The sequence below is a fragment of the Onishia niordana genome (assembly GCF_004798965.1).
Lineage (GTDB): Bacteria > Pseudomonadota > Gammaproteobacteria > Pseudomonadales > Halomonadaceae > Onishia > Onishia niordana.
On record NZ_SDSD01000008.1, the window covers coordinates 132,168 to 153,274 of the forward strand.

At 62.1% G+C, this 21,107-nt stretch carries 23 protein-coding genes and 1 tRNA gene; 10 read left to right on the plus strand and 14 right to left on the minus strand.

Translation table 11 applies throughout. The features are described from left to right. Positions 1-141: 141 nt before the first annotated feature. The gene (locus ETC27_RS14505) at positions 142-1,728 is read right to left on the minus strand and encodes a BCCT family transporter (protein ID WP_136255724.1); all 1,587 of its coding nucleotides are present in this window, start codon (positions 1,726-1,728) and stop codon (positions 142-144) included. A 398-nt stretch (positions 1,729-2,126) separates the two neighbouring features. Between ETC27_RS14505 and glsB the strand changes: the two genes are divergently transcribed. Next, a complete protein-coding gene (glsB, locus tag ETC27_RS14510) occupies positions 2,127-3,068 on the plus strand; it encodes a glutaminase B (protein WP_136255725.1) in 942 nt (313 codons plus the stop codon). Here glsB and ETC27_RS14515 read toward each other — a convergent pair. Continuing rightward, entirely contained in the window at positions 3,060-3,944 is an 885-nt protein-coding gene (locus ETC27_RS14515; RefSeq protein ID WP_136255726.1) for a LysR family transcriptional regulator, read from the minus strand. The two genes, glsB and ETC27_RS14515, sit on opposite strands and share 9 nt — an antisense overlap. Before the next feature lie 108 nt (positions 3,945-4,052). Here ETC27_RS14515 and ETC27_RS14520 point away from each other — a divergent pair, with 108 nt between their 5' ends. Next, entirely contained in the window at positions 4,053-4,556 is a 504-nt protein-coding gene (locus ETC27_RS14520; protein ID WP_136255727.1) for a lactoylglutathione lyase family protein, read from the plus strand. A 140-nt stretch (positions 4,557-4,696) separates the two neighbouring features. Here the strand turns inward: ETC27_RS14520 and ETC27_RS14525 are convergent, their stop codons facing one another. Beyond that, positions 4,697-5,251: a carboxymuconolactone decarboxylase family protein gene (locus ETC27_RS14525; RefSeq protein WP_136255728.1), complete on the minus strand. Its 555-nt coding sequence runs from the start codon at positions 5,249-5,251 to the stop codon at positions 4,697-4,699. 218 nt (positions 5,252-5,469) lie between these two features. Here ETC27_RS14525 and ETC27_RS14530 point away from each other — a divergent pair, with 218 nt between their 5' ends. After that, positions 5,470-6,090, plus strand: a complete 621-nt coding sequence (locus tag ETC27_RS14530; protein WP_136255729.1) for a TetR/AcrR family transcriptional regulator — start codon at positions 5,470-5,472, stop codon at positions 6,088-6,090. Between the two features lie 98 nt (positions 6,091-6,188). On the opposite strand, the gene ETC27_RS17300 is transcribed toward ETC27_RS14530, so the two are convergent. Further along, the gene (locus ETC27_RS17300) at positions 6,189-7,241 is read right to left on the minus strand and encodes a 4-helix bundle domain-containing protein (RefSeq protein ID WP_168709066.1); all 1,053 of its coding nucleotides are present in this window, start codon (positions 7,239-7,241) and stop codon (positions 6,189-6,191) included. A 178-nt stretch (positions 7,242-7,419) separates the two neighbouring features. On the opposite strand from ETC27_RS17300, the gene ETC27_RS14540 reads away from it, so the two are divergent. Further along, positions 7,420-8,094, plus strand: a complete 675-nt coding sequence (locus ETC27_RS14540; RefSeq protein ID WP_136255730.1) for a Fe2+-dependent dioxygenase — start codon at positions 7,420-7,422, stop codon at positions 8,092-8,094. A gap of 87 nt (positions 8,095-8,181) precedes the next feature. Continuing rightward, positions 8,182-8,571, plus strand: coding sequence for a DUF2237 family protein (locus tag ETC27_RS14545; RefSeq protein WP_136255731.1), 390 nt, complete (start codon positions 8,182-8,184; stop codon positions 8,569-8,571). 82 nt (positions 8,572-8,653) lie between these two features. On the opposite strand, the gene ETC27_RS14550 is transcribed toward ETC27_RS14545, so the two are convergent. Then, positions 8,654-8,730: transfer RNA gene (locus ETC27_RS14550), tRNA-Arg, on the minus strand. Positions 8,731-8,927: 197 nt separating this feature from the next. On the opposite strand from ETC27_RS14550, the gene ETC27_RS14555 reads away from it, so the two are divergent. Then, positions 8,928-9,374 carry a c-type cytochrome gene (locus tag ETC27_RS14555; RefSeq protein ID WP_240724929.1) on the plus strand — a complete coding sequence of 149 codons (447 nt, stop codon included), beginning with the start codon at positions 8,928-8,930 and terminating at the stop codon, positions 9,372-9,374. 176 nt (positions 9,375-9,550) lie between these two features. On the opposite strand, the gene rep is transcribed toward ETC27_RS14555, so the two are convergent. The 4 genes from rep to pyrE all read right to left on the minus strand — a co-directional run bounded on the left by rep (position 9,551) and on the right by pyrE (position 13,580). Next, positions 9,551-11,626, minus strand: a complete 2,076-nt coding sequence (rep, locus tag ETC27_RS14560; protein WP_136255732.1) for a DNA helicase Rep — start codon at positions 11,624-11,626, stop codon at positions 9,551-9,553. 3 nt (positions 11,627-11,629) lie between these two features. Continuing rightward, entirely contained in the window at positions 11,630-12,181 is a 552-nt protein-coding gene (trmL, locus tag ETC27_RS14565) for a tRNA (uridine(34)/cytosine(34)/5-carboxymethylaminomethyluridine(34)-2'-O)-methyltransferase TrmL (protein WP_136255733.1), read from the minus strand. A gap of 81 nt (positions 12,182-12,262) precedes the next feature. Further along, positions 12,263-12,817 carry a YfaZ family outer membrane protein gene (locus tag ETC27_RS14570; protein ID WP_136255734.1) on the minus strand — a complete coding sequence of 185 codons (555 nt, stop codon included), beginning with the start codon at positions 12,815-12,817 and terminating at the stop codon, positions 12,263-12,265. Positions 12,818-12,872: 55 nt separating this feature from the next. Next, positions 12,873-13,580 (minus strand): orotate phosphoribosyltransferase, encoded by a 708-nt coding sequence (gene pyrE / locus ETC27_RS14575; protein WP_240724930.1) that lies wholly within the window; start codon positions 13,578-13,580, stop codon positions 12,873-12,875. 94 nt (positions 13,581-13,674) lie between these two features. Here pyrE and ETC27_RS14580 point away from each other — a divergent pair, with 94 nt between their 5' ends. Continuing rightward, entirely contained in the window at positions 13,675-14,442 is a 768-nt protein-coding gene (locus ETC27_RS14580; RefSeq protein ID WP_136255735.1) for an exodeoxyribonuclease III, read from the plus strand. 115 nt (positions 14,443-14,557) lie between these two features. Here the strand turns inward: ETC27_RS14580 and rph are convergent, their stop codons facing one another. Continuing rightward, positions 14,558-15,295 (minus strand): ribonuclease PH, encoded by a 738-nt coding sequence (gene rph / locus ETC27_RS14585; RefSeq protein WP_136255736.1) that lies wholly within the window; start codon positions 15,293-15,295, stop codon positions 14,558-14,560. Positions 15,296-15,444: 149 nt separating this feature from the next. Here rph and ETC27_RS14590 point away from each other — a divergent pair, with 149 nt between their 5' ends. From ETC27_RS14590 to ETC27_RS14600, 3 genes are all read left to right on the plus strand, one after another. Continuing rightward, complete coding sequence (locus ETC27_RS14590) at positions 15,445-16,305, plus strand: YicC/YloC family endoribonuclease (protein ID WP_136255737.1); 861 nt, start codon at positions 15,445-15,447, stop codon at positions 16,303-16,305. Between the two features lie 375 nt (positions 16,306-16,680). Then, entirely contained in the window at positions 16,681-17,901 is a 1,221-nt protein-coding gene (locus ETC27_RS14595) for a tyrosine-type recombinase/integrase (protein WP_035414229.1), read from the plus strand. 61 nt (positions 17,902-17,962) lie between these two features. Next, positions 17,963-18,148: a helix-turn-helix transcriptional regulator gene (locus ETC27_RS14600; protein WP_035414227.1), complete on the plus strand. Its 186-nt coding sequence runs from the start codon at positions 17,963-17,965 to the stop codon at positions 18,146-18,148. Between the two features lie 213 nt (positions 18,149-18,361). On the opposite strand, the gene ETC27_RS14605 is transcribed toward ETC27_RS14600, so the two are convergent. The 4 genes from ETC27_RS14605 to ETC27_RS14620 form a co-directional block, all read right to left on the minus strand. Beyond that, positions 18,362-18,973: a lambda exonuclease family protein gene (locus tag ETC27_RS14605; protein WP_035414226.1), complete on the minus strand. Its 612-nt coding sequence runs from the start codon at positions 18,971-18,973 to the stop codon at positions 18,362-18,364. Between the two features lie 60 nt (positions 18,974-19,033). Then, positions 19,034-19,771: an ERF family protein gene (locus ETC27_RS14610; protein WP_035414224.1), complete on the minus strand. Its 738-nt coding sequence runs from the start codon at positions 19,769-19,771 to the stop codon at positions 19,034-19,036. Between the two features lie 11 nt (positions 19,772-19,782). Continuing rightward, positions 19,783-19,968: a hypothetical protein gene (locus tag ETC27_RS14615; RefSeq protein WP_035414223.1), complete on the minus strand. Its 186-nt coding sequence runs from the start codon at positions 19,966-19,968 to the stop codon at positions 19,783-19,785. Positions 19,969-20,063: 95 nt separating this feature from the next. Continuing rightward, entirely contained in the window at positions 20,064-21,032 is a 969-nt protein-coding gene (locus ETC27_RS14620) for a DUF932 domain-containing protein (RefSeq protein WP_136255738.1), read from the minus strand. Positions 21,033-21,107: the final 75 nt, after the last annotated feature.

A 21,107-nucleotide genomic window follows, 5' to 3' on the forward strand; every position in this document is an offset into this window, starting at 1 on the left:
GACGCACGGCATCGCCTCACCTCGTCACCCTGCTACTTACTTCCAGGCGCTAACGCCACAAGCGATTTCCATCGCCAGACGGCCACAAAAAAGCCGGCCCCGAGGGGCCGGCTCTTGTTTACGCATCACGGAGCGCGATGATCAGGCCTCGCGCGACTGCGGCTGATCGATCAGCCCCTGCTCGCGGGCCATCGCGTAAGCGGCCCGTGGGCCGGTCCACAGCGATGGCAGCAGCACCAGCGACACCGGGATGGCGGTGATCACGATGAACTGCTGCAGGGCACTGATCTGGCCGGCGCCCATGTAGAGCAGGATCGCCGCCATGATCGCCATGGCAACGCCCCAGAAGGCACGGATCAACGGATTCGGCGCATCATGGCCGGCGCCCACCACGGAAATGGCGTAGCTCATCGAATCGCCGGTGGTGGCGACGAAGATGGTGGTCAGCAACAGGATCGCCAGCGCCATCATGGTGCCGCCCGGCAGCGCCTGCGCCACGGTCAGGGTCGCCACGTCGAACTGGAAGTTGTTGAGCGCTTCGGTCAGGTCGATGACCCCAGTCAGCTGGTAGAAGATGCCCGAGCCGCCCAGCAGCGTGAACCAGGCCGTGGTCGCCAACGGCGCCATCACCGCCACGGCCAGGATCATCTCGCGAATGCTACGGCCCCGCGAGATACGCGCGACGAAGATCGCCATCAGCGGGCCATAGCCGATGAACCAGGCGAAGAAGAACACCGTCCACCACTTCATCCACCAGTCAGGTGCGGTCTCGGCGGTCATGGTGGCCATCGAGAAGAAGGAGCTCAGGTAAGTACCAAAGCCCTGTGTAAACGCATTGGTCAGGAACAGGGTCGGGCCGAAGATGAAGATCACCGCGGCAATCCCCAGCGCCAGAAAGACGTTGAAGCGACTGAGCAACTGAATACCGCGATGAATACCGGTCATCGCCGAGGTAACGTAGATAGCACCGAGCACGGCCAGCACAGCTAGCTGAGTGCCGTAGCCTTGCGGCATGCCAAACAGCTCATGCAGACCGAAGCTGACTTGAGTGGCCAAAAAGCCGATCGGGCCGACGGTGCCGGCAACCACCGCGATCACGCAGAGGGCATCGACCAGACCACCCAGCGGCCCGCTCATCAGGCGCTCGCCGAGCACCGGGGTCAGCAGGGTACGCGGCTGCATCGGCAGGCCCTTCACGTAGTGGGCATGCGCCATCACCACGGCGGTCAGGGTGCCGAGCACCGCCCAGGCCAGAAAGCCCCAGTGCATGAAAGACTGTGCCAGGGCGCCGGCAACCGCCTCGGCGGTGCCCGCCTCGGTGTCGAAGGCCGGCGGCGTGACCACGAAGTGATAGACCGGTTCACCGGCGGCGAAGAACACGCCCCCGCCCGCGAGCAGGGTGCACATGATCATCGACAGCCACTTGAACGTGCTGATCTCCGGGGTCTTGAGGTTACCCACCTTGGCGGCACCGGCCGGCGACATGGCCACACCGATACCGATGAAGAAGGTCAGCAGCAGCAGGAGCTGGAAATAGGAGCCCAGCGTGTGGGCGGTCCAGGCGAAGCCAGCACTGATGCCGTTGGCGACCATGTCGATGTCATACAGCGACAGGGCAATGAAGGCGACGATAAAGCCGATGCTCAGGACGAGCACCACCGGATCGCCGAGACGCGAACCGATCTTGTCGTCGGTCTCTGATGGCTTGGAACTAGCGGTTTGGGTCATGAAGAACCTTTGATTGGGATGTCATTACGTCACCGCTTGCAAGCGGTGAGTCGCCGGCATGGCTTCGGGATGAGCGAGTATGGCAACGCACTGGGCGTTAGAGGCGCGATCACTGAAGAGGGTCGGGGACAACGAGGTCCAGGATCAGTGGCGAGCGTTCGCAAGCGAGAGGGGCTTGGTCATCACAGAGCCTCCTGACGTTGGCGAGAGAGCGGATGGAGTGGCCTTGAAGAGGCCAGCGGGAATCGACAAGCCGATTGAAAGCCGCGCAGTATAACGACGCCTTGGCTGGCCTTCAAACCTCCTTGAACGCTCACTCAATATCGAAGCGACGCCGAATCGGCTAGACTCCCCTGCCTCGCTTTCCTTCCTCACCCACCGACGGAGCCAAGGCCGCCATGACCGCCGATCTCGACCAGGATGCCTTGCAGGCACTGCTCGACCGCCTCAGCCAGGATGCCCCCCACTTTTTCAACGAGGGTAAGGTCGCCGACTATATTCCCGCCCTCGGTGAGGTCGATCCGGATCGCTTTGGTATCGCCGTCTGCCATGTCGATGGCCGGGTGCAGTATGCCGGCGACGCTCAAACGCGCTTCTCGATCCAGTCCATCGCCAAGGTGCATTCGCTGGTGCTGGCCATGCAGCGCCTGGACTCGGATGAGATCTGGTCGCGGGTCGGCCGCGAACCCTCCGGCCAAGCCTTCAATTCCATGGTGCAACTCGAGGTCGAGCACGGCGTTCCACGCAACCCTTTCATCAATGCCGGCGCTCTGCTGGTGACAGACCTGCTAGTCTCACGCATCGTGTCTACCCAGTACACACTGCGCGAGCATCTGCGGCGGCTGTCGGGCAGTGACGATGTCGGCTTCGATGAGCGGGTGGCCCGTTCGGAGATGGACCACAAGGCCCGCAATGCGGCGCTGGCCTACCTGATGCAGGCCTACGGCAACCTGCACGCCGACGTCGAGACGGTGCTCGATACCTACTTTCATGGCTGCTCGACGGCGATGAATTGTATAGAGCTTGCTCGCAGCATGTCCTTCCTGGCCAACCGCGGCGTCAACCCGCTGGACGGTAGCCAGGTGACCAGCCCGGTCCAGACGCGCCAGCTCAATGCCCTGCTGCTGACCTGCGGCCTCTATGATGCCGCCGGCGACTTCGCCTGGCGGGTCGGCCTGCCCGGCAAGAGCGGCGTCGGCGGCGGCATCATCGCCATCCTGCCGGGTCGCATGAGCATCTGCGTGTGGTCACCGCGCCTGGACGGCTACGGCAACTCTGTGGTCGGTTGTCATGCCCTCGAGGGCCTGGTCGAAGGGATCGGCTTCTCGCCCCTAGGCTGAGGGCTCACCCACCAATCGAGCCTGGAGCCGCTCGACGGCGCGTGACGCGCGGGCCGACAGCGGCCACTCGGCACGGTGTAATAGCCACAGAGAATCGACCACAGTCGGCTCGCCCTGGACGACCCGGATCGCTTCAGGATGCGGGTAGGCCTCCCGGGCGAACCGCGGCAGCACGCTGAAGCCGAGCCCCTGAGCCACCGGCTCGAGGATCAGGCCGATCTGGTTGGTAAAGCCATGACGAGGCAGACGCCCAACGCCCGGGTTGCCGGGAAAGCGCCGGCTCAGCAAGCGGGTGGCCATGTCATGGCCGTCGGGATGGTCGATGAAGCCGAGCCTTTCCAAGTCACCCCAGCCTGCGATCTCGACGCCCGCCGGCACCACCAGCTCCAGCGCCTCCTTGGCAAACAGCGACACCGTGAGGCGCGGGTCCTCAGGGCGCTGTGTGGCGAGCCCCAGTTCCGCGCGATTATCCAGCACGGCGTCGATGACCTCGGCGGTGGGGGCAAAGCGATGCCGAATGGCGAGCCCCGGCGCCTCGTGCTGCAGCGCCAGCAGATGGGGGTAGATGGCAAGGCCAATGCTGCCCGGGGTGATCAGGGATAGCTCGCCCTGGAAAGCATCATCACCGGCCAGGCGCTGCTTGAGGCGCTGGTCGGCGGCTTGCATTTCCCGCTGATAGTCGAGCAAGGCATGCCCCGCCGGGGTCAACTCCAGGCCACGAGGCTGGCGAAGTAACAACGGCCCGAGCCGGGCTTCCAGGTGCTTGATGTGCTGGCTGACCGCGGCCTGTGTCAGGTCCAGTCGCTCGGCGGCGCGGGTGAAGTTGCCAAGCTCCACCAGCGCCTCGAAGGTGCGCAGCCACTGAGGCTGAAGCATAAGCATCTCTTATCGTGATCATAACGGCATGGTGGTTCTGATTATGGCCGTTGGCGCCTAGCATGCAAGGCGTTCACTTCCCTTCGCCTATCGGCAGGAGACACCACCATGAGTCAGGTCTATCCCCGCACCTTTTCCCACATCGGCATCTCGGTACCCGACGTCGAGGCCGCCCTCAAGTTCTACACCGAGGTCCTCGGCTGGTACGTCATCATGAAGCCGACCACCATCGTCGAGGACGACTCCGCCATCGGCGTGATGTGCACAGACGTCTTCGGCCCGGGCTGGGGTTCGTTCCGCATCGCCCACATGTCCACCGGCGACCGGGTCGGCGTCGAGCTGTTCGAGTTCAAGGGCCAGGAAACACCGGAGAACAACTTCGAGTACTGGAAGACCGGCGTCTTCCACTTCTGCGTCCAGGATCCGGACGTGGAAGGCCTGGCCGCGCGTATCGTGGCCGCCGGCGGCAAGCAGCGCATGCCGGTGCGCGAGTACTTCCCCGGCGAGAAACCGTTCCGCATGGTCTACATGGAAGACCCGTTCGGCAATATCCTCGAGATCTACAGCCACAGCTATGAGCTGACCTATGCCGCCGGGGCCTACGCTTCCTGAGTCGTGTCATCCCAGCGTGCTCACCGTGGCTGAAAGGTCAGCCGATAAAGTCCTACCCATGCAAAAGGCCCGCTCCTTAGAGCGGGCCTTTCTTGTTCCTGACTCGGAGCCTGGGCGTTACGTTTTCGCCCAGGCGCCGATCAGCTCACCTTGTGCCACTCGAAGGCCTTGAACGGCTCATCGACGGGGGTCTCGGCCAGGTGATTGGTGTAGTTGCTCATCACCTTCTGGGAAAGTCCCAGCACCACTTCCAGCACCTGGCGACGGGTATAGCCGGCGGCCAGGAAGTCGTTGACCGCGGAGGCATCGACGTTGCCGCGCTCGCGCACCATGGCCAGGGTAAAGGTACGCAGGGCCTCGAGCTTGTCGCTGGGCAGCGGCGTCTCGTTACGCAGCGCCTCGGTGATCGCATCGTCGACCTTCATCGACTTGGCGATCCCGGTATGCGCCGGCACGCAGTAGTGGCACTCGTGCTCGACGTTGATGGTCTGCCAGACCACGGTCAGCTCGTCGGCATCGAAGCTCGAGTCCATGAACAGCTGGTGCAGCTGCTGATAGCCCTCGAGCAGCCCCGGTGCCTCGGCCATTACCGCATGCAGATTGGGGATCATGCCGAAGGCATTGACGGAATTCTCAAGCAGCGGCTGGCTTTCTGCGGGGGCCGTGGTCTTGTCGTGCAGGGTATAAGCGCTCATGCAATCACCTCGTCGGTTCGGGTCATGAATCATTTGAGTCGCGGGGGAACGCCGTCACCTTTTTTGAAGGCACATTTTTGAGTGATCGCTCAAAAAAGGGCGCAATATTTCCCGCTGCTGATGCGTCCCAGGCTAACTAGATTTGAGTGATCACTCAAGCTAAAATTTGAGCGTTCACTCAAGATTCATCCGGTCGCCCGTGACCCACAGGACGCCACATGCCACGCCAGACTCGCCACGACCGCCAGCAATCACTGGATCAGGCCCTCGCCCTGTTCTGGCGCAAGGGCTACCACGCCACCTCGCTCAAGGACCTTGAAGGCGCGCTCGACATGCGCCCGGGCAGCATCTACGCGAGTTTCGGCAGCAAGGAACGGCTGTTTGGCGAGGTGCTCACGCGCTACGGCCACCAGGGGCTGGTCGAGCTCGAACGCACGCTGGCCGCCAACCCCTCACCGCTGGGTGGGCTGACCGACTACCTGCGCGCCCTGGGCGGCCTCCGTGATACACCGCGCCCCTGCCATGCCTGCCTGCTGGTGAAGACCCTGCTGGAGCTCGGCGCGGATGATGCCAGTGCGCGGCAGGCTCAGGCGCTGCTGGACGGCATGCAAGCGCGATTCACCAAGGCCTTCGAAGCCGCCCATGATGCCGGCGAACTGGCCGATGACATGGAGAGCGGTGTTCCATCTCAGAAGCCGGCCCGGCTAGCGAGGCGCTACCAGACGATGGTCATGGGCCTGCGCGCCCATGCCGAGCAAGCCATCAGCGCCACCGAGCTCCATGAACTGGCCACTGATCTTGCCAATGACCTGCTGACTCTAAGCGCCCGTCGCCACTGAGGTCGGCGGCACTCGCGCCAAACCACGAACCGACCAGACACGACACGGCCCGCGATGCCAGGCATCGCGGGCCGTGTCAGATCAACCGCCACAACGGATCAGTAATCCTTGAGCAGCACCTCGAGCGCGAAGGCTTCGCTGGACAGCTCACCGACGCTCACCGCCGGGGTGTCGGGCACGGCAGCACTCGGCCACGCCACCAGCATGTCGTCATAGGCGTCGACGACGTCCTGGTAGGCCGGGCCCTCTGCACCACTCAGGGTCGCTTCCTGGGCAGAAAGCAGATCGCGACCGACCTGCATGAAGCCGCGACCGTCCTGATATTCGGGCCCGTTGACGAACTGCCCCTCATCGATGGACTCGATGTATTCAGCCAGCGCGGTATTGGCGACCGCCAGCAGTACTCGGCTCTGGAAGGTGGCGTCCTGCTTGAGAGATGGCTCGATCTCTGCCTGTGCCGCATGGATCGCTTCACGGGCTGCTTCATAGTCATCTTCTAGGTCAGCCCAGTCGCCCCCCTGCTCGGCTTTCTTGGCGACATCCAAAAGAACCGGCTTGAGGCCCTCGACACCGCGAGCGTCCAGACCCGCCTTGAGGCCGGTGTAGTATTCGGCGACGGGGTGATGGAAGTGCGCCACGGCGTTTTCCTTGGCACCCTCGCGATAGAGCTCGCTGGCCACACGCAGGTGGCCTTCCATCAGAGCCAGAGTGGTGGCATAAACGCCGGGGTTGGTGGACGAATAGCTGCTGCCGCCTTCACCACCTTCACCACCTTCTCCGCCTTCTCCGCCTTCTCCGCCTTCTCCGCCAGCATCGGCGCTCAGGTAATCAAAGACCGCAAAGGCTGCGTTACCGCCACCTTCACCGCCTTCGCCACCGTGATGACCTTCACCACCCTCGCCGCCGTGATGACCTTCGCCACCCTCGCCGCCGTGATGACCTTCGCCACCTTCGCCGCCGTGATAACCTTCGCCACCCTCGCCGCCGTGGTGACCTTCGCCACCTTCACCGGCACTGGCCGTCTGCTCGGTGCCGCTGGCAGACGATGCGTTCACCATCTCGTCGTCACTGCTGGCCCAGGAGGCGCTGCTGGCGCCCAAAAAGACACTGGCTCCGATACCCACCCAAATCTTCGTACGCGTGCTAGACATGCTCGTCTCCGTATTGTTGCGCTATCGTCTTGTGCAGACGTCTTGTGCCGAGAGTAACAGCCGCCCTCAGAACAGAGTGGCGTGCGAAGGCGCTGCCGTTGCTGGTAGGATGCCGGGATTCGCATCGAAATACAAACGATTAACATTTAAGCTTCGTGCTTACCCTCAGGAGCCGCCTGTGATTCTTTGCATCGCCGACATCATTCCCCCCGAACTGCTCGAGCGAGCCCGCACCACCCTGGCCAAGGTGCCGTTCAAGGACGGGCGCGAAACGGCAGGCTGGCATGCCCGCACCGTCAAGAACAACCAGCAGGCCGATGGGCGGGACCCAGAGGTCTCGGCGTTGCGCGACGAGCTGACCCAAGCCCTGAATCGCCACCCCCTGTTTCAGATGGCGGTCCGTCCGGCACGCATGAAGCCGCTGATGTTCAGCCGCTATGACGTTGGCATGTCCTACGGCAACCATGTCGATGACGCCGTGATGGGAAGCCCCGGTGGCGCTCTGCGCACCGATGTCTCCTACACCTTGTTCCTCGGTGACCCCGCCACTTATGACGGTGGCGAGCTGCTGATCGAGTCCACCGCTGGCGAGCAGACCTTCAAGTTGCCGGCGGGCTCACTGGTGCTCTACCCGTCTTCGACCCTGCACCGGGTCGAGGAAGTGACCCGCGGTGAACGACTCGCCGCGGTGGGCTGGGCGCAGAGTCAGGTCCGCAACCCCGGCCAGCGCGAGGTGTTATTCGACCTGGACACCACACGCCGCCAGCTCTTCGAAGCGAACGGCAACACCGACGCCTTCAAGACGCTCTCCAAGAGCTATGCCAACTTGTTGAGAATGTGGGTGGAGGTATAAGGCCAGGATGACGGTTTGGCCCCCAATGCCGTAGGGTCGCAGGCAAACGTCTTTCGCCAACACGCTCCACGCTAAAGAGGACACCCCATGACCGAGCAAAGCACCCTTCAGCGTCCGCGCAATGTGCTGGGCGAGCCCCTGGCCCCCTGCTGCCACGGTAATTCCACCGGCTTTTACCGTGATGGGTTCTGTCGAGTCGGGCCAGAGGACATCGGCGTACACGCTGTCTGCGCCGAAGTTACCGAAGACTTTTTGGCCTTTAGCCGCGCACGGGGCAATGACCTGGCGACGCCTCGCCCCAGCTTCGGCTTCCCGGGGCTTGTGCCCGGCGATCGCTGGTGCCTGTGCGCCGGTCGCTGGAAAGAAGCGCTTGCGGTCGGCATGGCACCACCGGTGGTTCTCGAATCGACCCATCTAGCAGCGCTGGACGTGGTGACGATAGAGGAGCTGCGTCTTCACGCGCGGGGTGGCCAGTGACGCCAAAGAGGCGCCCACACTCACCTGAATGACACGCACAAAAAAAGGCCTGCGAGCAATCGCAGGCCTTTTTCGATGTTCTTGGCGCGCCCAGAAGGATTCGAACCTTCGACCCCTGCCTTCGGAGGGCAGTACTCTATCCAGCTGAGCTATAGGCGCGCAACTGCCATGGCGGCAGTGCCCGATCAGGCGGCCACAATCCTACCCGCCCACTGCACGGCTGTCCAGCCTCGGGCATGGAGCTACCTCATCAGTAGCATTTCCCGCTCAATCGCTTACCGTTATACTAATTCCACATGCGCCGATGCGGGCGTTCAGCAGAGTCCCGATGACGAGACCTTGAAGAGGTGGTGAGAGTGAAAGTCAGCAATCTGATCCTGGGTGGCTTGACCGCCCTGAGTCTGGCGGCGACCAGCGCCGCGTCGGCCCAGAACGATATGACCCACGATGCCATCGCCGAGCGTCTCGAGCCGGTGGGCAAGTTATGCATGGTGGGCGACGACTGTGGCACTGCGGCGGTAGCAGCCTCGAGCGGCGGCGACCAGGCCGCCTCGGGTGGTGACATCGACGGTGAGGCCATCTATGGCCAGGTCTGCATGGCCTGTCATGATACCGGCGCTGCCGGTGCGCCTAAGAAGGGCGATACCGATGCTTGGGCCGCGCGCCTGGAGAAGGGCACCGAGACCCTTTATGACCACGCCATCAACGGCTTCAATGCGATGCCGGCCAAAGGCGGCAACCCGTCGCTATCCGACGATGAGGTCAAAGCGGCCGTCGACCACCTGCTCGCCACCGTTCAGTAACGACGAGTGCCGATCTGATAGCAGTGCGACGATGAGTCCTGCATTTCTAAATCGCACGAGCTAGTACGACCCAAAAGGGGCGCCGATGGCGCCCCTTTTGCATTGCCGCTTTACGCATGACGAACCCGTAAGAAGCCCTCAGCCTAGTAACGAGCCCTCAGCCCAATAAAGAGCCCTCAGCCCAATAAAGAGCGCAGGCCGGCGATAGCATCCTTGCCTCGTGCCTGTTTTTTCTCGGGATTTTCCTTATCGGCACGCCCTTCCCAATCGAGATCATCCGGCGGCAGCTCATCGAGGAAACGACTCGGTGTGCAGTCGAGCAGCTCGCCATAGGCCTTACGCTGGCGAGCCAGCGTCAGCGTCAGGGTTCGCCGCGCGCGGGTGATGCCCACATAGGCAAGCCGGCGCTCCTCTTCGACGGTGCCGGCCTCGACGGCGTTGCGATGGGGCAGCAGGTCTTCCTCCAGCCCCATCAGGTAGACGTGGGGAAACTCCAGGCCCTTGGAGGCGTGCATGGTCAACAGCTGTACCCGGTCGGAGTCGTCCTCCTCGGCCTGCTGCTCGAGGATATCGCGCAACACCAGCCGCGAGATGGCGGCCTCGACGCCATCGGTCTCGGTCTCGAGGCTGTCGCTGTCCTCGGTGGCGCTATCCTCGGCGCTGCGCTCCATCGACTTCTCGAGCTGGTCGATCAATGTCCAGACGTTGGCCATGCGCCGCTCGGCGACCGTCGGTGCACTGGCGTTCTGGTGCAACCAGGCCTCGTAATCCATCTCGCGCATCATCTCGCGAATCGCGGCGATGGCGTCCCCTGAGTCCATGCGCCGGCGCACCCCGTCGATGAAGTGGGTGAAGCGCCCCAGGCGATCGACGGCCCGCGCCGGCAGCACCTGCTCGAGGCCCATGTCATGGCAGGCGGCGAACAGCGAGATGCCGCGCCCGGTGGCCTGGTCGTTGGCATAGTTGGCGAGCTTCTCGAGCGTGCCGGGGCCGATCTCGCGGCGCGGCACGTTGACGATACGCAGGAAGGCGTTGTCGTCGGCCGGATTGATCAAAAGCCGCAGGTAAGCCATGGCGTCCTTGATCTCGTTGCGCGAGAAGAAGGAGGTGCCGCCGGAGAGCTTGTAGGGAATCTGGTAGTGCTGCAGCTTGAGCTCCAGCAAGCGCGCCTGGAAGTTGCCGCGGTAGAGCACCGCGAAGTCGCGCCACTCGGAACGCTCCTTGATGCGCCGGGTCAGGATCTCGCTGGCCACCCGGTCCGCTTCGGCCTCCTCGTGGCGGTTGACCACCACCCGAATCGCATCCCCCGGGCCGAGCTCCGACCACAGCGCCTTCTCATAGACGTGGGGGTTGTTACTGATCAGGGTATTGGCGGCGCGCAGGATGGTGCCGGTGGAGCGGTAGTTCTGCTCGAGCTTGATGACGTTGAGGCGCGGGAAATCCTCACCCAAGGTCACCAGGTTCTCCGGCCGCGCACCGCGCCAAGCGTAGATCGACTGATCATCATCGCCGACCACGGTGAAGGTGGCGCGCTCGGCCATCAAGAGCTTGACCAGCAGGTACTGGGAGACGTTGGTGTCCTGGTACTCATCGACCAGCATGTAGTGAACCTTGCGCCGCCAGCGCGCCAATACCTCCGGGTCATCGCGCAAGAGCACCACCGGCAGCAGGATCAGGTCGTCGAAATCGACCGCGTTGTAGGCCTTGAGGTGGCGGTTGTAGGCCTCGTAGACCCGGGCGGCGAACTGCTCGTCGTCATCGGCGGCATGCGACAGGGCATCCCCCGGCAGCACCAGGTCGTTCTTCCAGGTCGAGATCTGGCCCTGCACCCGGTTGATCTGGTCGGCGTCGATCTGGGCGTCCTTCTGCATCAGGTCGCGCAGCAGCGCCTTGGCGTCTTCCGGGTCGAACAGCGAGAAACCCGGCTTGTAGCCGAGCGTCTTGAGCTCGCCGCGAATGATATTGAGGCCCAGGGTATGGAAGGTCGAGACGGTCAGGCCGTGACCCTCGCGGCCCTTGAGTAGCTGCCCGACACGCTCCTTCATCTCGCGGGCGGCCTTGTTGGTGAAGGTCACCGCGGCGATCTTGCGTGCGCTCATGCCGCATTCCTGGACCAGATAGGCAATCTTCGAGGTGATCACGCTGGTCTTGCCCGAGCCGGCACCGGCAAGCACCAGGCAGGGGCCGTCGATGAAACGCACCGCTTCCTGCTGACGCGGGTTCAATTTGGCGAGGCGTTGCTGGATCGACATGGCTTACTCCTGATCGGCACGCGGCGCGGCGGAGGAATCGGTGGGCTGGCCTTCGTCTGGCTGATCAGCCCCCGGAAGCCCGGCGCCCGGTTGGCCGGCCCCAACAAAATCAAGCTGTCGCCAGGCCTCGAAGACCAGCACCGCGGCGGCGTTGGACAGGTTGAGGCTACGGCTCTCTGGAAGCATGGGAATGCGCAGACGCTGCTCGGCAGGCAGGGCGTCGATAAGCGCTTGGGGCAGGCCGCGAGTCTCGGGGCCGAACACCAGGGCGTCGCCTTCACGGTAGGCGGGCTCGTGATAGCCGGTGCGTCCGCGGGTCGAGACGGCGAACACCCGGGCCGGGCAACAGGCCTTGAGGTAGGCCTCAAAGCTTGCGTGCACACGGACGCGCGCCCATTCATGGTAGTCGAGTCCGGCGCGGCGCAGGCGCTTGTCGTCGAGCACGAAGCCCAGCGGCTCAATCAGGTGCAGCCGGAAGCCGGTGTTGGCGCACAGCCGGATCAGGTTGCCGGTATTGGGCGGGATCTCGGGTTCGAAAAGCACCACGTCAAGCATGCAGACATCCTGATCGAATAAGGGGCATAACGCAGTCGGGCCCCAAGCGGGGCCCGACAACGCAACCGGTTCGGGGCCGTTTTAGAAGTTCAGCTGAACACCGACATTGGCACCGCTGTCGAGGGTGCGGGCACCACCGGTACCGTCGAAGTCGCCGCGCAGGCGGCGATAGCCGACATAGCCGTCGACATTCGGCGCGAAGGCATAACGTGCGCGGACGCCATACTCGGCGCTGTCTTCAAGATCGCCGGCAGTGACCACATCCGGGGTGTAGAAGGCATAGCCGCCCACTGACATGGCAGGCAGGCTCGGCACATAGACATAGCCGTAGCCCCCAAGACCCAGGCCGCCACCATCACCAAAATCGGTGTCGAGCTGGGTCCAGCGGGCGCCGACGCCCATGTCATAGCGATTATTGCGATCCACACCCAGTACCTGAAGATGGCCTTGGGTGGTGTCTCCACGGTCATCGCTGTCCAGAATACCGCCACCCACGGCGATACCCGGGGCGAGTTCGCCGGAGGCGTCGAACTGCACGGCCTCATCGCTCAGGTTGAGATCAAGGCTACCGGCCTGGCAGGTCAGGGTAGCCGTCAGCAGTGCAGCGGTGCTTAAGAGCAGGGATGTCAGTTTCATGGCAAATTCCCGTTATTCAAATCGTATGTACAGCTCGTGCAACGAAGGCAAGGCGTCATTCAGAGATGGCATTGCCTGTGCTCACACCGTAGCGAGCGCGATAGTCGCGGATGGCCTGGGCATGGCCCTGCATGGCGTCAGAGGCGTACTCTTCCAGGTAAGCCAGCACTAGATCCAGGGTAACGATGCTGACCACCGGCATGCCATAGCGAGCCTCGACTTCCTGGATAGCGCTGCGCCGTTCAGCGCCCTCCGTGCTGCCGCACTCCTGGCGATCCAATGCGATGACCACGCCAGCCGCCTGGGCGCCTGCGTCGTCTATCAGGGTCATCACCTCACGGATCGCGGTACCGGCGGTGATCACATCGTCGATGATCAGCACCTGGCCTTCGAGCGGGGCGCCGACGATATTGCCGCCCTCGCCATGCGCCTTGGCTTCCTTGCGATTGAAGGAAAACGGCAGATCGCGCTGGTGATGATCGGCAAGCGCCACGGCAGTGCTTGCCGCAAGCGGGATACCCTTATAGGCGGGGCCGAACAGCACATCGATGTCAAGACCGCTGTCGGCGATCGCCTGAGCGTAGAAACGCCCCAAACGGGCCAATGCAGAGCCGCTCTTGAAGAGACCCGCATTGAAGAAGTAAGGGCTGACGCGGCCGGACTTGAGGGTAAATTCGCCGAACTTGAGCACTCCCTGATCGATGGCGAATTCGATAAACTCGCGTTGATAGTCCTGCATGGTTACCGTGCCGCTCGCTGCCATCCTCAAATCTCCTGACTGCTCTGGCCGCAAGGCCATTTACCCAAACGTCGAAACGTCGGGTATCATACACGCGCGACGGAAAAGGGACCACGTAATGAAAATCGCCAGCATCAATGTCAACGGTATACGCGAAGCGGTCGAGCGAGGTTTCCTCGACTGGCTGGCCGGTCAGGATGCCGATGTCGTCTGCGTCCAGAACCTGAAAGCCAAGAGCTTCGAGCTGGATGACAGCATTCTTTATCCAGAAGGTTACGAGGGCTATTTCCTCGACGCCGAGGAAGAGGGTTTTTCCGGTGTGGGGCTTTATTGCCGCAAGATTCCCAAGGCCATCATGTACGGGCTGGGCTTTGCCCAGTGCGACAATGAAGGACGCTTCCTGCAGGCGGACTACGACCGCTTCAGCATCGCCAGCTTCCTGATGCCGGACGGCAGCGACCCGGCCGCCAAGCAGGACTTCATGACCCAGTACCAGGATTATCTCGGCAAGATGGCGCGTAAGCGCCGCGAGTACATCATCTGCGGCACCTGGCACGTGGCACACAAGACCATCGATCTGGCCAACTGGGCCGATAACCAGACCACGCCGGGCTTCAAGCCAGAGGAGCGGGCCTGGATGGATCAGGTGTTCGGACCGATCGGCTTCATCGACACCTTCCGCGAGATCAATCGCGACACCGGTGAGTACACCTGGTGGCCAGCGCTTGACCAGCATCAACCACGGACTCGCCAGGAAGGCTGGCGAGTCGACTACCAGATGGTGGGGCCCAACCTGCGCCGCCACGTGGTGAATGCCTGGATCGATTACGACGCGACCTTCTCGGAGTTTGCGCCGCTGATCGTCGAGTACGACCTGGAGGTCTAAGCGCTCTTTCCCGTTGCACGCCCGTCGCCAGTGCTTTTGCAAGTGCTCGTCCCCCACATGACGCCGGCCCAGTGCCGGCGTCATGCGTTATGAGCACGCCTTGATCGACGTCGCGTTACTGGCGAAAGCCCAGGGCCTGGCGTTGATGGTCGAACAGCTTCGCTCCAGACCCTTCTGCCAGATCGAGCATGGCGTTGAGCTCGGCGCGGGAGAAGGCGCCTGCCTCTGCGGTGCCCTGCACCTCGATCAGCCCCCCCTGCTCTGTCATCACCACGTTCATGTCCGTATCGGCGCGACTGTCTTCCGGGTAGTCGAGATCGACCACCGGCGTGCCCTTGTAGAGCCCCACCGACACCGAGCTGACCAATTGCTTGAGTGGGTCTTTCTTGAGTTTCTTCTCACGCTGCAGGTAGCGGATGGCATCGACCAGCGCCACGCAGCCGCCGGTAATCGAAGCGGTACGGGTGCCGCCGTCGGCCTGAATCACATCGCAGTCGACGGTGATGGTGAACTCACCGAGCTGCTTGAGATCTACCGCCGCGCGCAGTGAACGGCCGATCAGGCGCTGAATCTCCAGCGTCCGACCGCCCTGCTTGCCGCGGGTTGCCTCACGACCGCTGCGGGAGTGCGTGGCCCTCGGCAGCATGCCGTATTCGGCGGTCACCCAGCCCTGGTTCTTGCCGCGCAGCCAGCGCGGCACGCCGGCCTCGACGCTTGCGTTGCACAGCACCTTGGTATCGCCGAACTCGACGAGCACCGAGCCTTCGGCATGACGGGTGTAGTCGCGAGTCAGGCGAATGTCGCGGGACTGGTCGGGCTGGCGACCGCTGGGGCGCTGGGGTGTGGTGGACATGAGATCTCTCGTTGCGGGAATTCAAAAACAAAGGCCGGCGAGGGCCGGCATGTGACACCATTCTACACGCTCATCCAAGGGAATCGGTTACACTGTCGCCGCCATCTTTTCCCTCCGGTTCTTCCACCGGAACATCGCCAGGAGTCGACATGGTGCACAGCATGACCGCCTTCGCGCGGGCCAGCCGGGAGGCTGACTGGGGCAGCCTCGAGCTCGAGTTGCGCTCGGTCAATCAGCGCTATCTCGACCTACATTTTCGCCTGCCCGAGCCCCTGCGTAGCCTAGAGCCCGGCTACCGCGATGCCCTGCGTCAGCGACTGAACCGCGGCAAGGTGGAATGCACCCTACGTTTCACGCCGTCGAGAGAAGAGACCCTGAGCGTCAATGCCGAACGCTTGGCAGGACTGAGCGATGCCTTGCACGAGGTGCGCCGCACACTGCCCGAGGCCGCCATGCCGGACGCCCTCACGCTGCTCGACCATCCCGGTGTGCTCGAAGCGGCCGGCCCGGATCTCGAGGTCGTGACGGCGAGCGCCCAAGCGCTTTTCAATGAAGCCCTGGACGCCCTGCTAGACGCCCGTGCGCGTGAGGGTGCCGAGCTTGCCGCACTGATCCGAAGCCGTTTGACCGGCGTCCGCGAACAGGTAAGTAAGGTGCAGCTGCAGCTACCCGAGATCCTCAAGCGCCAACGCAGCCAGCTACTCGAGCGCCTGGAGACGGTGCGTGCCGAGCTCGACCCGCAGCGCCTGGAGGCCGAGCTGACCTTGATGGCACAGAAGGCCGACGTCGATGAAGAGCTCGACCGCCTGACGACTCACGTCGGCGAAGTCGAGCGACAGTTGACAGAAAAGGGGCCTGTAGGCCGGCGCCTGGACTTCTTGATGCAGGAGCTCAATCGCGAGGCCAACACCCTGTCGTCCAAGTCGGTGGTCGCCGAGACGACGCGCAGCGCCGTGGAACTCAAGGTACTGATTGAGCAGATGAGAGAGCAGATCCAGAATATCGAGTAGCATCCACCAAAGGCCATCAAAAACCATTAAACTATTGTTTTTCAAAGAAACAAAGACATAAGAAGTCCACCAAGGTCCACCAACCCCTCCGGAAATCCAGATCATATCGGGGAGTAATCCGGGGGGAAAAAGCATTGCCTCTCCTCCCTCCGACACATACCCTTACAGATACTCCCCAACCATGTCGATCCGAGTGCATGACCGGGCGAAAGTGGGGGAGGTGCCCGCTGGCACTCTAAATGCCGTTGCAAAACGGTCCACTGGGCGCCAGTGACGAGCTCATATGACATTGAGCCGCCTATCTAGCCCAAGCCTAGCCCGAGCAGCTATCAAACGGTCGTTTGTTTTATTTTCAACGGGGGACGAGAGGAAATAATGGGAAGCCTTACCGCCAAGAAGAGCCAGTCGCTTGTCAAGGAGGGTAAAGCAGGGCGCTACAGCGACGGCAACGGTCTGTACCTGATGATACCGAGGAAAGGAACTCCTTACTGGATGTTGCGATACACGCTGTTTGGCAAGCGGCGTGAGATGACGCTGGGCAAACATGCCCACCTCTCTCTCGCCGAGGCTCGGACGAAAGCGGTTGAAAACCAGAAGTCTATACGCGAAGGCCTTGACCCCATCGAGGAACGCAAACGCGATAGCCAGGCCTTGATCAGGACAGTGGAGGACCTGTTTGCTGACTGGTACCCGGAGCTAGAGAGAAGACTCAAGCACCCAGCTATTCCAAAGCGGATATACAAAAAAGAAGTGGCGCCCCTCATCGGGGGTAGATCGCTGGATGCTGTCACCCCAATTGATATCCGTGAAATAATTAGACGAGTAACAAATAGTGGTAGGCCGACAATAGCTAATGACACACTGATGTATCTTAAACAGATGTTCAACCACGCCATAAAACTGGGAATTTTAACCTACAACCCAGCATCAGCCTTCAACGTCAACGACGCAGGCGGTATTGAGAAAAGCCGCGATAGGGTTTTGAGCCTCGATGAGATTCGCAACGTTTTCCAAGCCTTCAGAGACAATAGCGACAGCTTCAGCCGCGACAACTACCTCGCCTGCGCGCTACTGCTCGTCCTGGGGGTACGTAAGACCGAACTTACCGAAGCCCAGTGGTCAGAATTTGACCTGAAGAACGGCCGGTGGAACCTGAGCGGTGAGCGCAGCAAGACAGGCGCCGGGATCGTCATTCCCCTCCCACCGCAAACCATCGGCTGGCTGGAAGAGCTCAAGATCCGTGCCTGCGGCTCGGACTATGTCTTTCCTAATCGCCGCAGCAGTAAGCGGGCCCACATGGGCAAAGACACGCTGAATCGTGCCATTGCCAAGCTATTTGGCAAGGAGCCTGGCAAGAAGCCGCAACCAGAGAACCGGATGGGCGATATCACCGAGTTTACTGTGCATGATCTGCGCCGCACCTGCCGCAGCTTACTCGCTGCGGTTGGTGTACCGGGGCATGTCGCGGAGCGTTGCTTGAATCACAAGCTCAAGGGCGTCGAAGGCATCTACGACCGTTACGACTACTTCGACGAGCGAAAAGAAGCGATTATCAAGGTCGCAAACCTTCTTGGCCCTGCAATAAATCTTCCCTAACTCACAACGTAAATTTCTACACACCAACAACATCTCATGAGCCAATTTTGGAGAAAGCGCCATGAGACTAATCAAGCTTAAAGATGTCACCAGCCTTACAGGTCTTGCACGCTCCACCATTTACAAATACATTTCCGAAGAAAGATTCCCAAAACCAGTATCCTTGGGAGAAAGAAATGTCGCCTGGGTAGAGGAAGAAATTCAGGACTGGATCCTAGAAAAAATAGCCGAAAGAGACCTTGCATAAACAGGGTAAAAAAACACGCTCGTCATTCCACCTAGCCGCAACATTCCCGCCGACTAAAAAAATACCGCTCCACCAGCCGACACAGCTTCCTAAGCAGGAAGCTGTGTCGGCATTATCATGTTATTTTTTCAACGGCATCCCCTCTCAGCGAAGGACACTACCTCCTCACTGCCAACCACTAGGTGTGTAAATCCACCAGGTTTTCATCAGGCATCAGGCCGCCATGACCATGGCCATGCGACGATCAAGCTCCTCGTAGAAGGCCTCAACCCGCTTGGCAATGGTGCGGATCATCGTCTCGTCCCGGTAGGCACGCTTCACGAACAGCGGCATGCCCGGCCAGTAGCTGACGAAGTCGATCCACTCCCGCTCGCTGACCCACAGCCCGCCTTGGCACTGAGCGACGTGCTCCTGGGGCAGCTCGTCGGCCAGCAATAGCTCGATCTGGTACTTGGGCAGCTTGGTCTTGATTTCGACCAGGCCATTGCTGTCGACCAGGCAGTCGGGCGAGTAGCCCACCCCGTGGTTGAGGATGATGCCGACCTGCTCCAGTTGGGGCAGGCCGGCGGCCTCGTGATAGAGCTCCCGGGCCACGGGTTCCAGCTCATGACCGCGCTGGGTGTGAGCGTTGCCCTGGAAGGCATCGGAGGGCTCGCCGGTGATGCGCTCGCCGATCAGCTGATGCATGTAGCTCATCGCACCGGTACCGAAGCCTCCCGGCCCCTTGCCCTTGACCAGCAGAGTCTTCAGCTCGGACATGGTGACGATGCCGAGACGGGCGGCATGCCACTCGGGCGTGCCCTGTTCCAGTGTCAGGATCTGCATGACGATCTCCTTCTCGATGACACGGCATAGGCCAGAGAGGGGAGGCCCCTCGCCGGCCGGTCAGTGATGTTGATGGTTGGGCTGCGCCCGCTTCTGCAGGGAGGCACGCAGCTTGTCGAAGTCGCTGCGCGGTACCTGCTCGGCCTCGGCGTACTTGCCGACGAACCATTCCTGAGTCGCCGGGGGACAGGCGGCGATCAGCTGCCGGATCTGTCCGGCCTGGAAGGGGGTGACCAGCTTGACCGGGGCGGCGGCGTGACCGTTGTCGTCCTGGCCGCGGGTAGTGATGTTAAGCAGGGCGCAAAGTATGTAGCGCTTGCCGTAGCTGGTGGAGGAGCCGAAGGCCTGCACGGCGTTCTTGCTGCCGCTGGTATCGGCCGGCAACAGCATGCTGGTTTCTTCACGATGACCGTCCTGGTGCATCAGCACGCCGGTCACCTGAATGCCGCGTTCCTGGGTCTGAATACGGAAGCTCACCGCGAAGCCGTGCTTCTTCATGATCGGCCGCACGGTATCGACGATGTCCTCGAGGGTGGCGTAGTGGCCGTTGTTAGTCTTGCCGCGTTCGGCGATGCTCGGCAGCTCAGTCTGCATGGCCGCCATGGCGGCGCTATAGGCCATCAGCGCCTGCCGGTCGAGCACCCGCTCCTGCATTTGCAGCAGGCGCTCCATCTTGTCGATGTCGACCTCGGGATTGAGGGCGGCCCGCTCGATCACCTGGATAATCGCGGTGCTGTCCTGGGTGGTTTGAGCGATCGGTGCCTGCTCGGCGGTCTTGGGATGAATGTGGGTTGCCATGATGGCCTCCGTTATCGATAGCGTTGGATGACTTCAGGGAGCTCCTCGGTCGGGACCGGCTCCAGGGACACGGCCACGCGATAGACCTGCCCCTTGGCCAGCACGTGGGTCTCGGTCGATTGCTCGCGAGCCTCCAGCAACTGGCGCGTCAGCTGGGTCAGGGCATGGCAGATCTCGAATGTCATGAGCGGTTGCATCGGTACCTCCAAAAACAAAAACGCCCGGCCTTTGAGGGGCCGGGCGCTATGCCGTGGTAGGGAAAAGGCGAGGTAGGGAGAGCTTAGGACCCCGTTCAGGCCACCAGCGCAAGGGCGGACTCTAACGCTTTGTCCTTGAGGCCGGCGCCCTGGCCGAACCAGGCGGAGTCCATGCGGTAGTCGTTGCTGCGAGCGCGCTTCTCGTGGTCCACGTACTCGGTGACCGCGTTGAGCAGGCCCCAGGCGGTGCCTTGCGCCGTACACAGCTGAGAGCCCCGCCCCTCGCCCTGGTAGAGCTTCTGGACACGATTGAGGGCGCGAACGTTGGGTAGCTTGGAGGGGTCTTCCAGCGGCGCCTCGGCGTTGCAGATCACCGACTGGAAGTAGGTTCTCGCTTCCTCCTGGCTGACCTTGCGCTCGGCCAGGGTCTTCAGGCGATACATGAAGTCGTCCCACTGTGGGACAGAGATCCCCAATTGCTGCTTGACCAACTGCGGACGAAACTCGGTACTGTGCGGCACTTTCACCCCCTGCGACATACCGTCCACGGCGATGGACAGAGTGTTGTTGCAGACCACCCGCACCGAGGTCGGCATAGCGACGGTGGCCAGAGAGCCATCGCAGGACGTCGCCAACAGCAGGTAATCGTTGACCTGGTCCTGCCCCTTCAGGGCGGTACCCAGGCCGCTGCGGGCCAGTGCCCAGAACTTGCGACCGCCCTTGAGCACCCCGGCGGTCTCGAGCTCATAACCCGCGTATTCGGTCAGATCACGGTAGAACTCCAGCACCTCTTCCGGCTGCACCACCTTGTAGCGTTGGGAGACGACCGACAGCGGATCCTTGGTATCGGAGCGGTAGAGCACCTTCTGCTCCGGGAAAGAGTGGATGCTTCCCAGGTGGCCCGCGCCATCGGCAATGAAGCGCACCGGGGATTCATCAATGTGCCAGTCCATGCCAGCTTGCTGCCGCCAGACCTCTAGTGGTTGATGACGAGACAGTTGCTGTCCCAGCCCATGCCAGGGGGTGTCACCGACGTAAGCCATGTGTTCGATTTGATGTGCCATAGCTATAGCTCCTTGAGAGACGAACACGGCATAACGGCCCGCTCTCCAAAGAAAGCGGGCCAACCGTGAGCATGT

What these genes read in the sequence shown, in the direction of transcription:
- ETC27_RS14620 (WP_136255738.1), bottom strand. Translation starts at nt 21,032, where the DNA reads ATGGCACATCAAATCGAACACATGGCTTACGTCGGTGACACCCCCTGG.
- ETC27_RS14530 (WP_136255729.1), top strand. Translation starts at nt 5,470, where the DNA reads ATGCCACGCCAGACTCGCCACGACCGCCAGCAATCACTGGATCAGGCC.
- pyrE (WP_240724930.1), bottom strand. Translation starts at nt 13,580, where the DNA reads ATGGCAGCGAGCGGCACGGTAACCATGCAGGACTATCAACGCGAGTTT.
- ETC27_RS14570 (WP_136255734.1), bottom strand. Translation starts at nt 12,817, where the DNA reads ATGAAACTGACATCCCTGCTCTTAAGCACCGCTGCACTGCTGACGGCT.
- rep (WP_136255732.1), bottom strand. Translation starts at nt 11,626, where the DNA reads ATGTCGATCCAGCAACGCCTCGCCAAATTGAACCCGCGTCAGCAGGAA.
- ETC27_RS14515 (WP_136255726.1), bottom strand. Translation starts at nt 3,944, where the DNA reads ATGCTTCAGCCTCAGTGGCTGCGCACCTTCGAGGCGCTGGTGGAGCTT.
- glsB (WP_136255725.1), top strand. Translation starts at nt 2,127, where the DNA reads ATGACCGCCGATCTCGACCAGGATGCCTTGCAGGCACTGCTCGACCGC.
- trmL (WP_136255733.1), bottom strand. Translation starts at nt 12,181, where the DNA reads ATGCTTGACGTGGTGCTTTTCGAACCCGAGATCCCGCCCAATACCGGC.
- ETC27_RS17300 (WP_168709066.1), bottom strand. Translation starts at nt 7,241, where the DNA reads ATGTCTAGCACGCGTACGAAGATTTGGGTGGGTATCGGAGCCAGTGTC.
- ETC27_RS14610 (WP_035414224.1), bottom strand. Translation starts at nt 19,771, where the DNA reads ATGGCAACCCACATTCATCCCAAGACCGCCGAGCAGGCACCGATCGCT.
- ETC27_RS14590 (WP_136255737.1), top strand. Translation starts at nt 15,445, where the DNA reads ATGGTGCACAGCATGACCGCCTTCGCGCGGGCCAGCCGGGAGGCTGAC.
- rph (WP_136255736.1), bottom strand. Translation starts at nt 15,295, where the DNA reads ATGTCCACCACACCCCAGCGCCCCAGCGGTCGCCAGCCCGACCAGTCC.
- ETC27_RS14545 (WP_136255731.1), top strand. Translation starts at nt 8,182, where the DNA reads ATGACCGAGCAAAGCACCCTTCAGCGTCCGCGCAATGTGCTGGGCGAG.
- ETC27_RS14595 (WP_035414229.1), top strand. Translation starts at nt 16,681, where the DNA reads ATGGGAAGCCTTACCGCCAAGAAGAGCCAGTCGCTTGTCAAGGAGGGT.
- ETC27_RS14505 (WP_136255724.1), bottom strand. Translation starts at nt 1,728, where the DNA reads ATGACCCAAACCGCTAGTTCCAAGCCATCAGAGACCGACGACAAGATC.
- ETC27_RS14605 (WP_035414226.1), bottom strand. Translation starts at nt 18,973, where the DNA reads ATGCAGATCCTGACACTGGAACAGGGCACGCCCGAGTGGCATGCCGCC.
- ETC27_RS14520 (WP_136255727.1), top strand. Translation starts at nt 4,053, where the DNA reads ATGAGTCAGGTCTATCCCCGCACCTTTTCCCACATCGGCATCTCGGTA.
- ETC27_RS14580 (WP_136255735.1), top strand. Translation starts at nt 13,675, where the DNA reads ATGAAAATCGCCAGCATCAATGTCAACGGTATACGCGAAGCGGTCGAG.
- ETC27_RS14600 (WP_035414227.1), top strand. Translation starts at nt 17,963, where the DNA reads ATGAGACTAATCAAGCTTAAAGATGTCACCAGCCTTACAGGTCTTGCA.
- ETC27_RS14615 (WP_035414223.1), bottom strand. Translation starts at nt 19,968, where the DNA reads ATGCAACCGCTCATGACATTCGAGATCTGCCATGCCCTGACCCAGCTG.
- ETC27_RS14525 (WP_136255728.1), bottom strand. Translation starts at nt 5,251, where the DNA reads ATGAGCGCTTATACCCTGCACGACAAGACCACGGCCCCCGCAGAAAGC.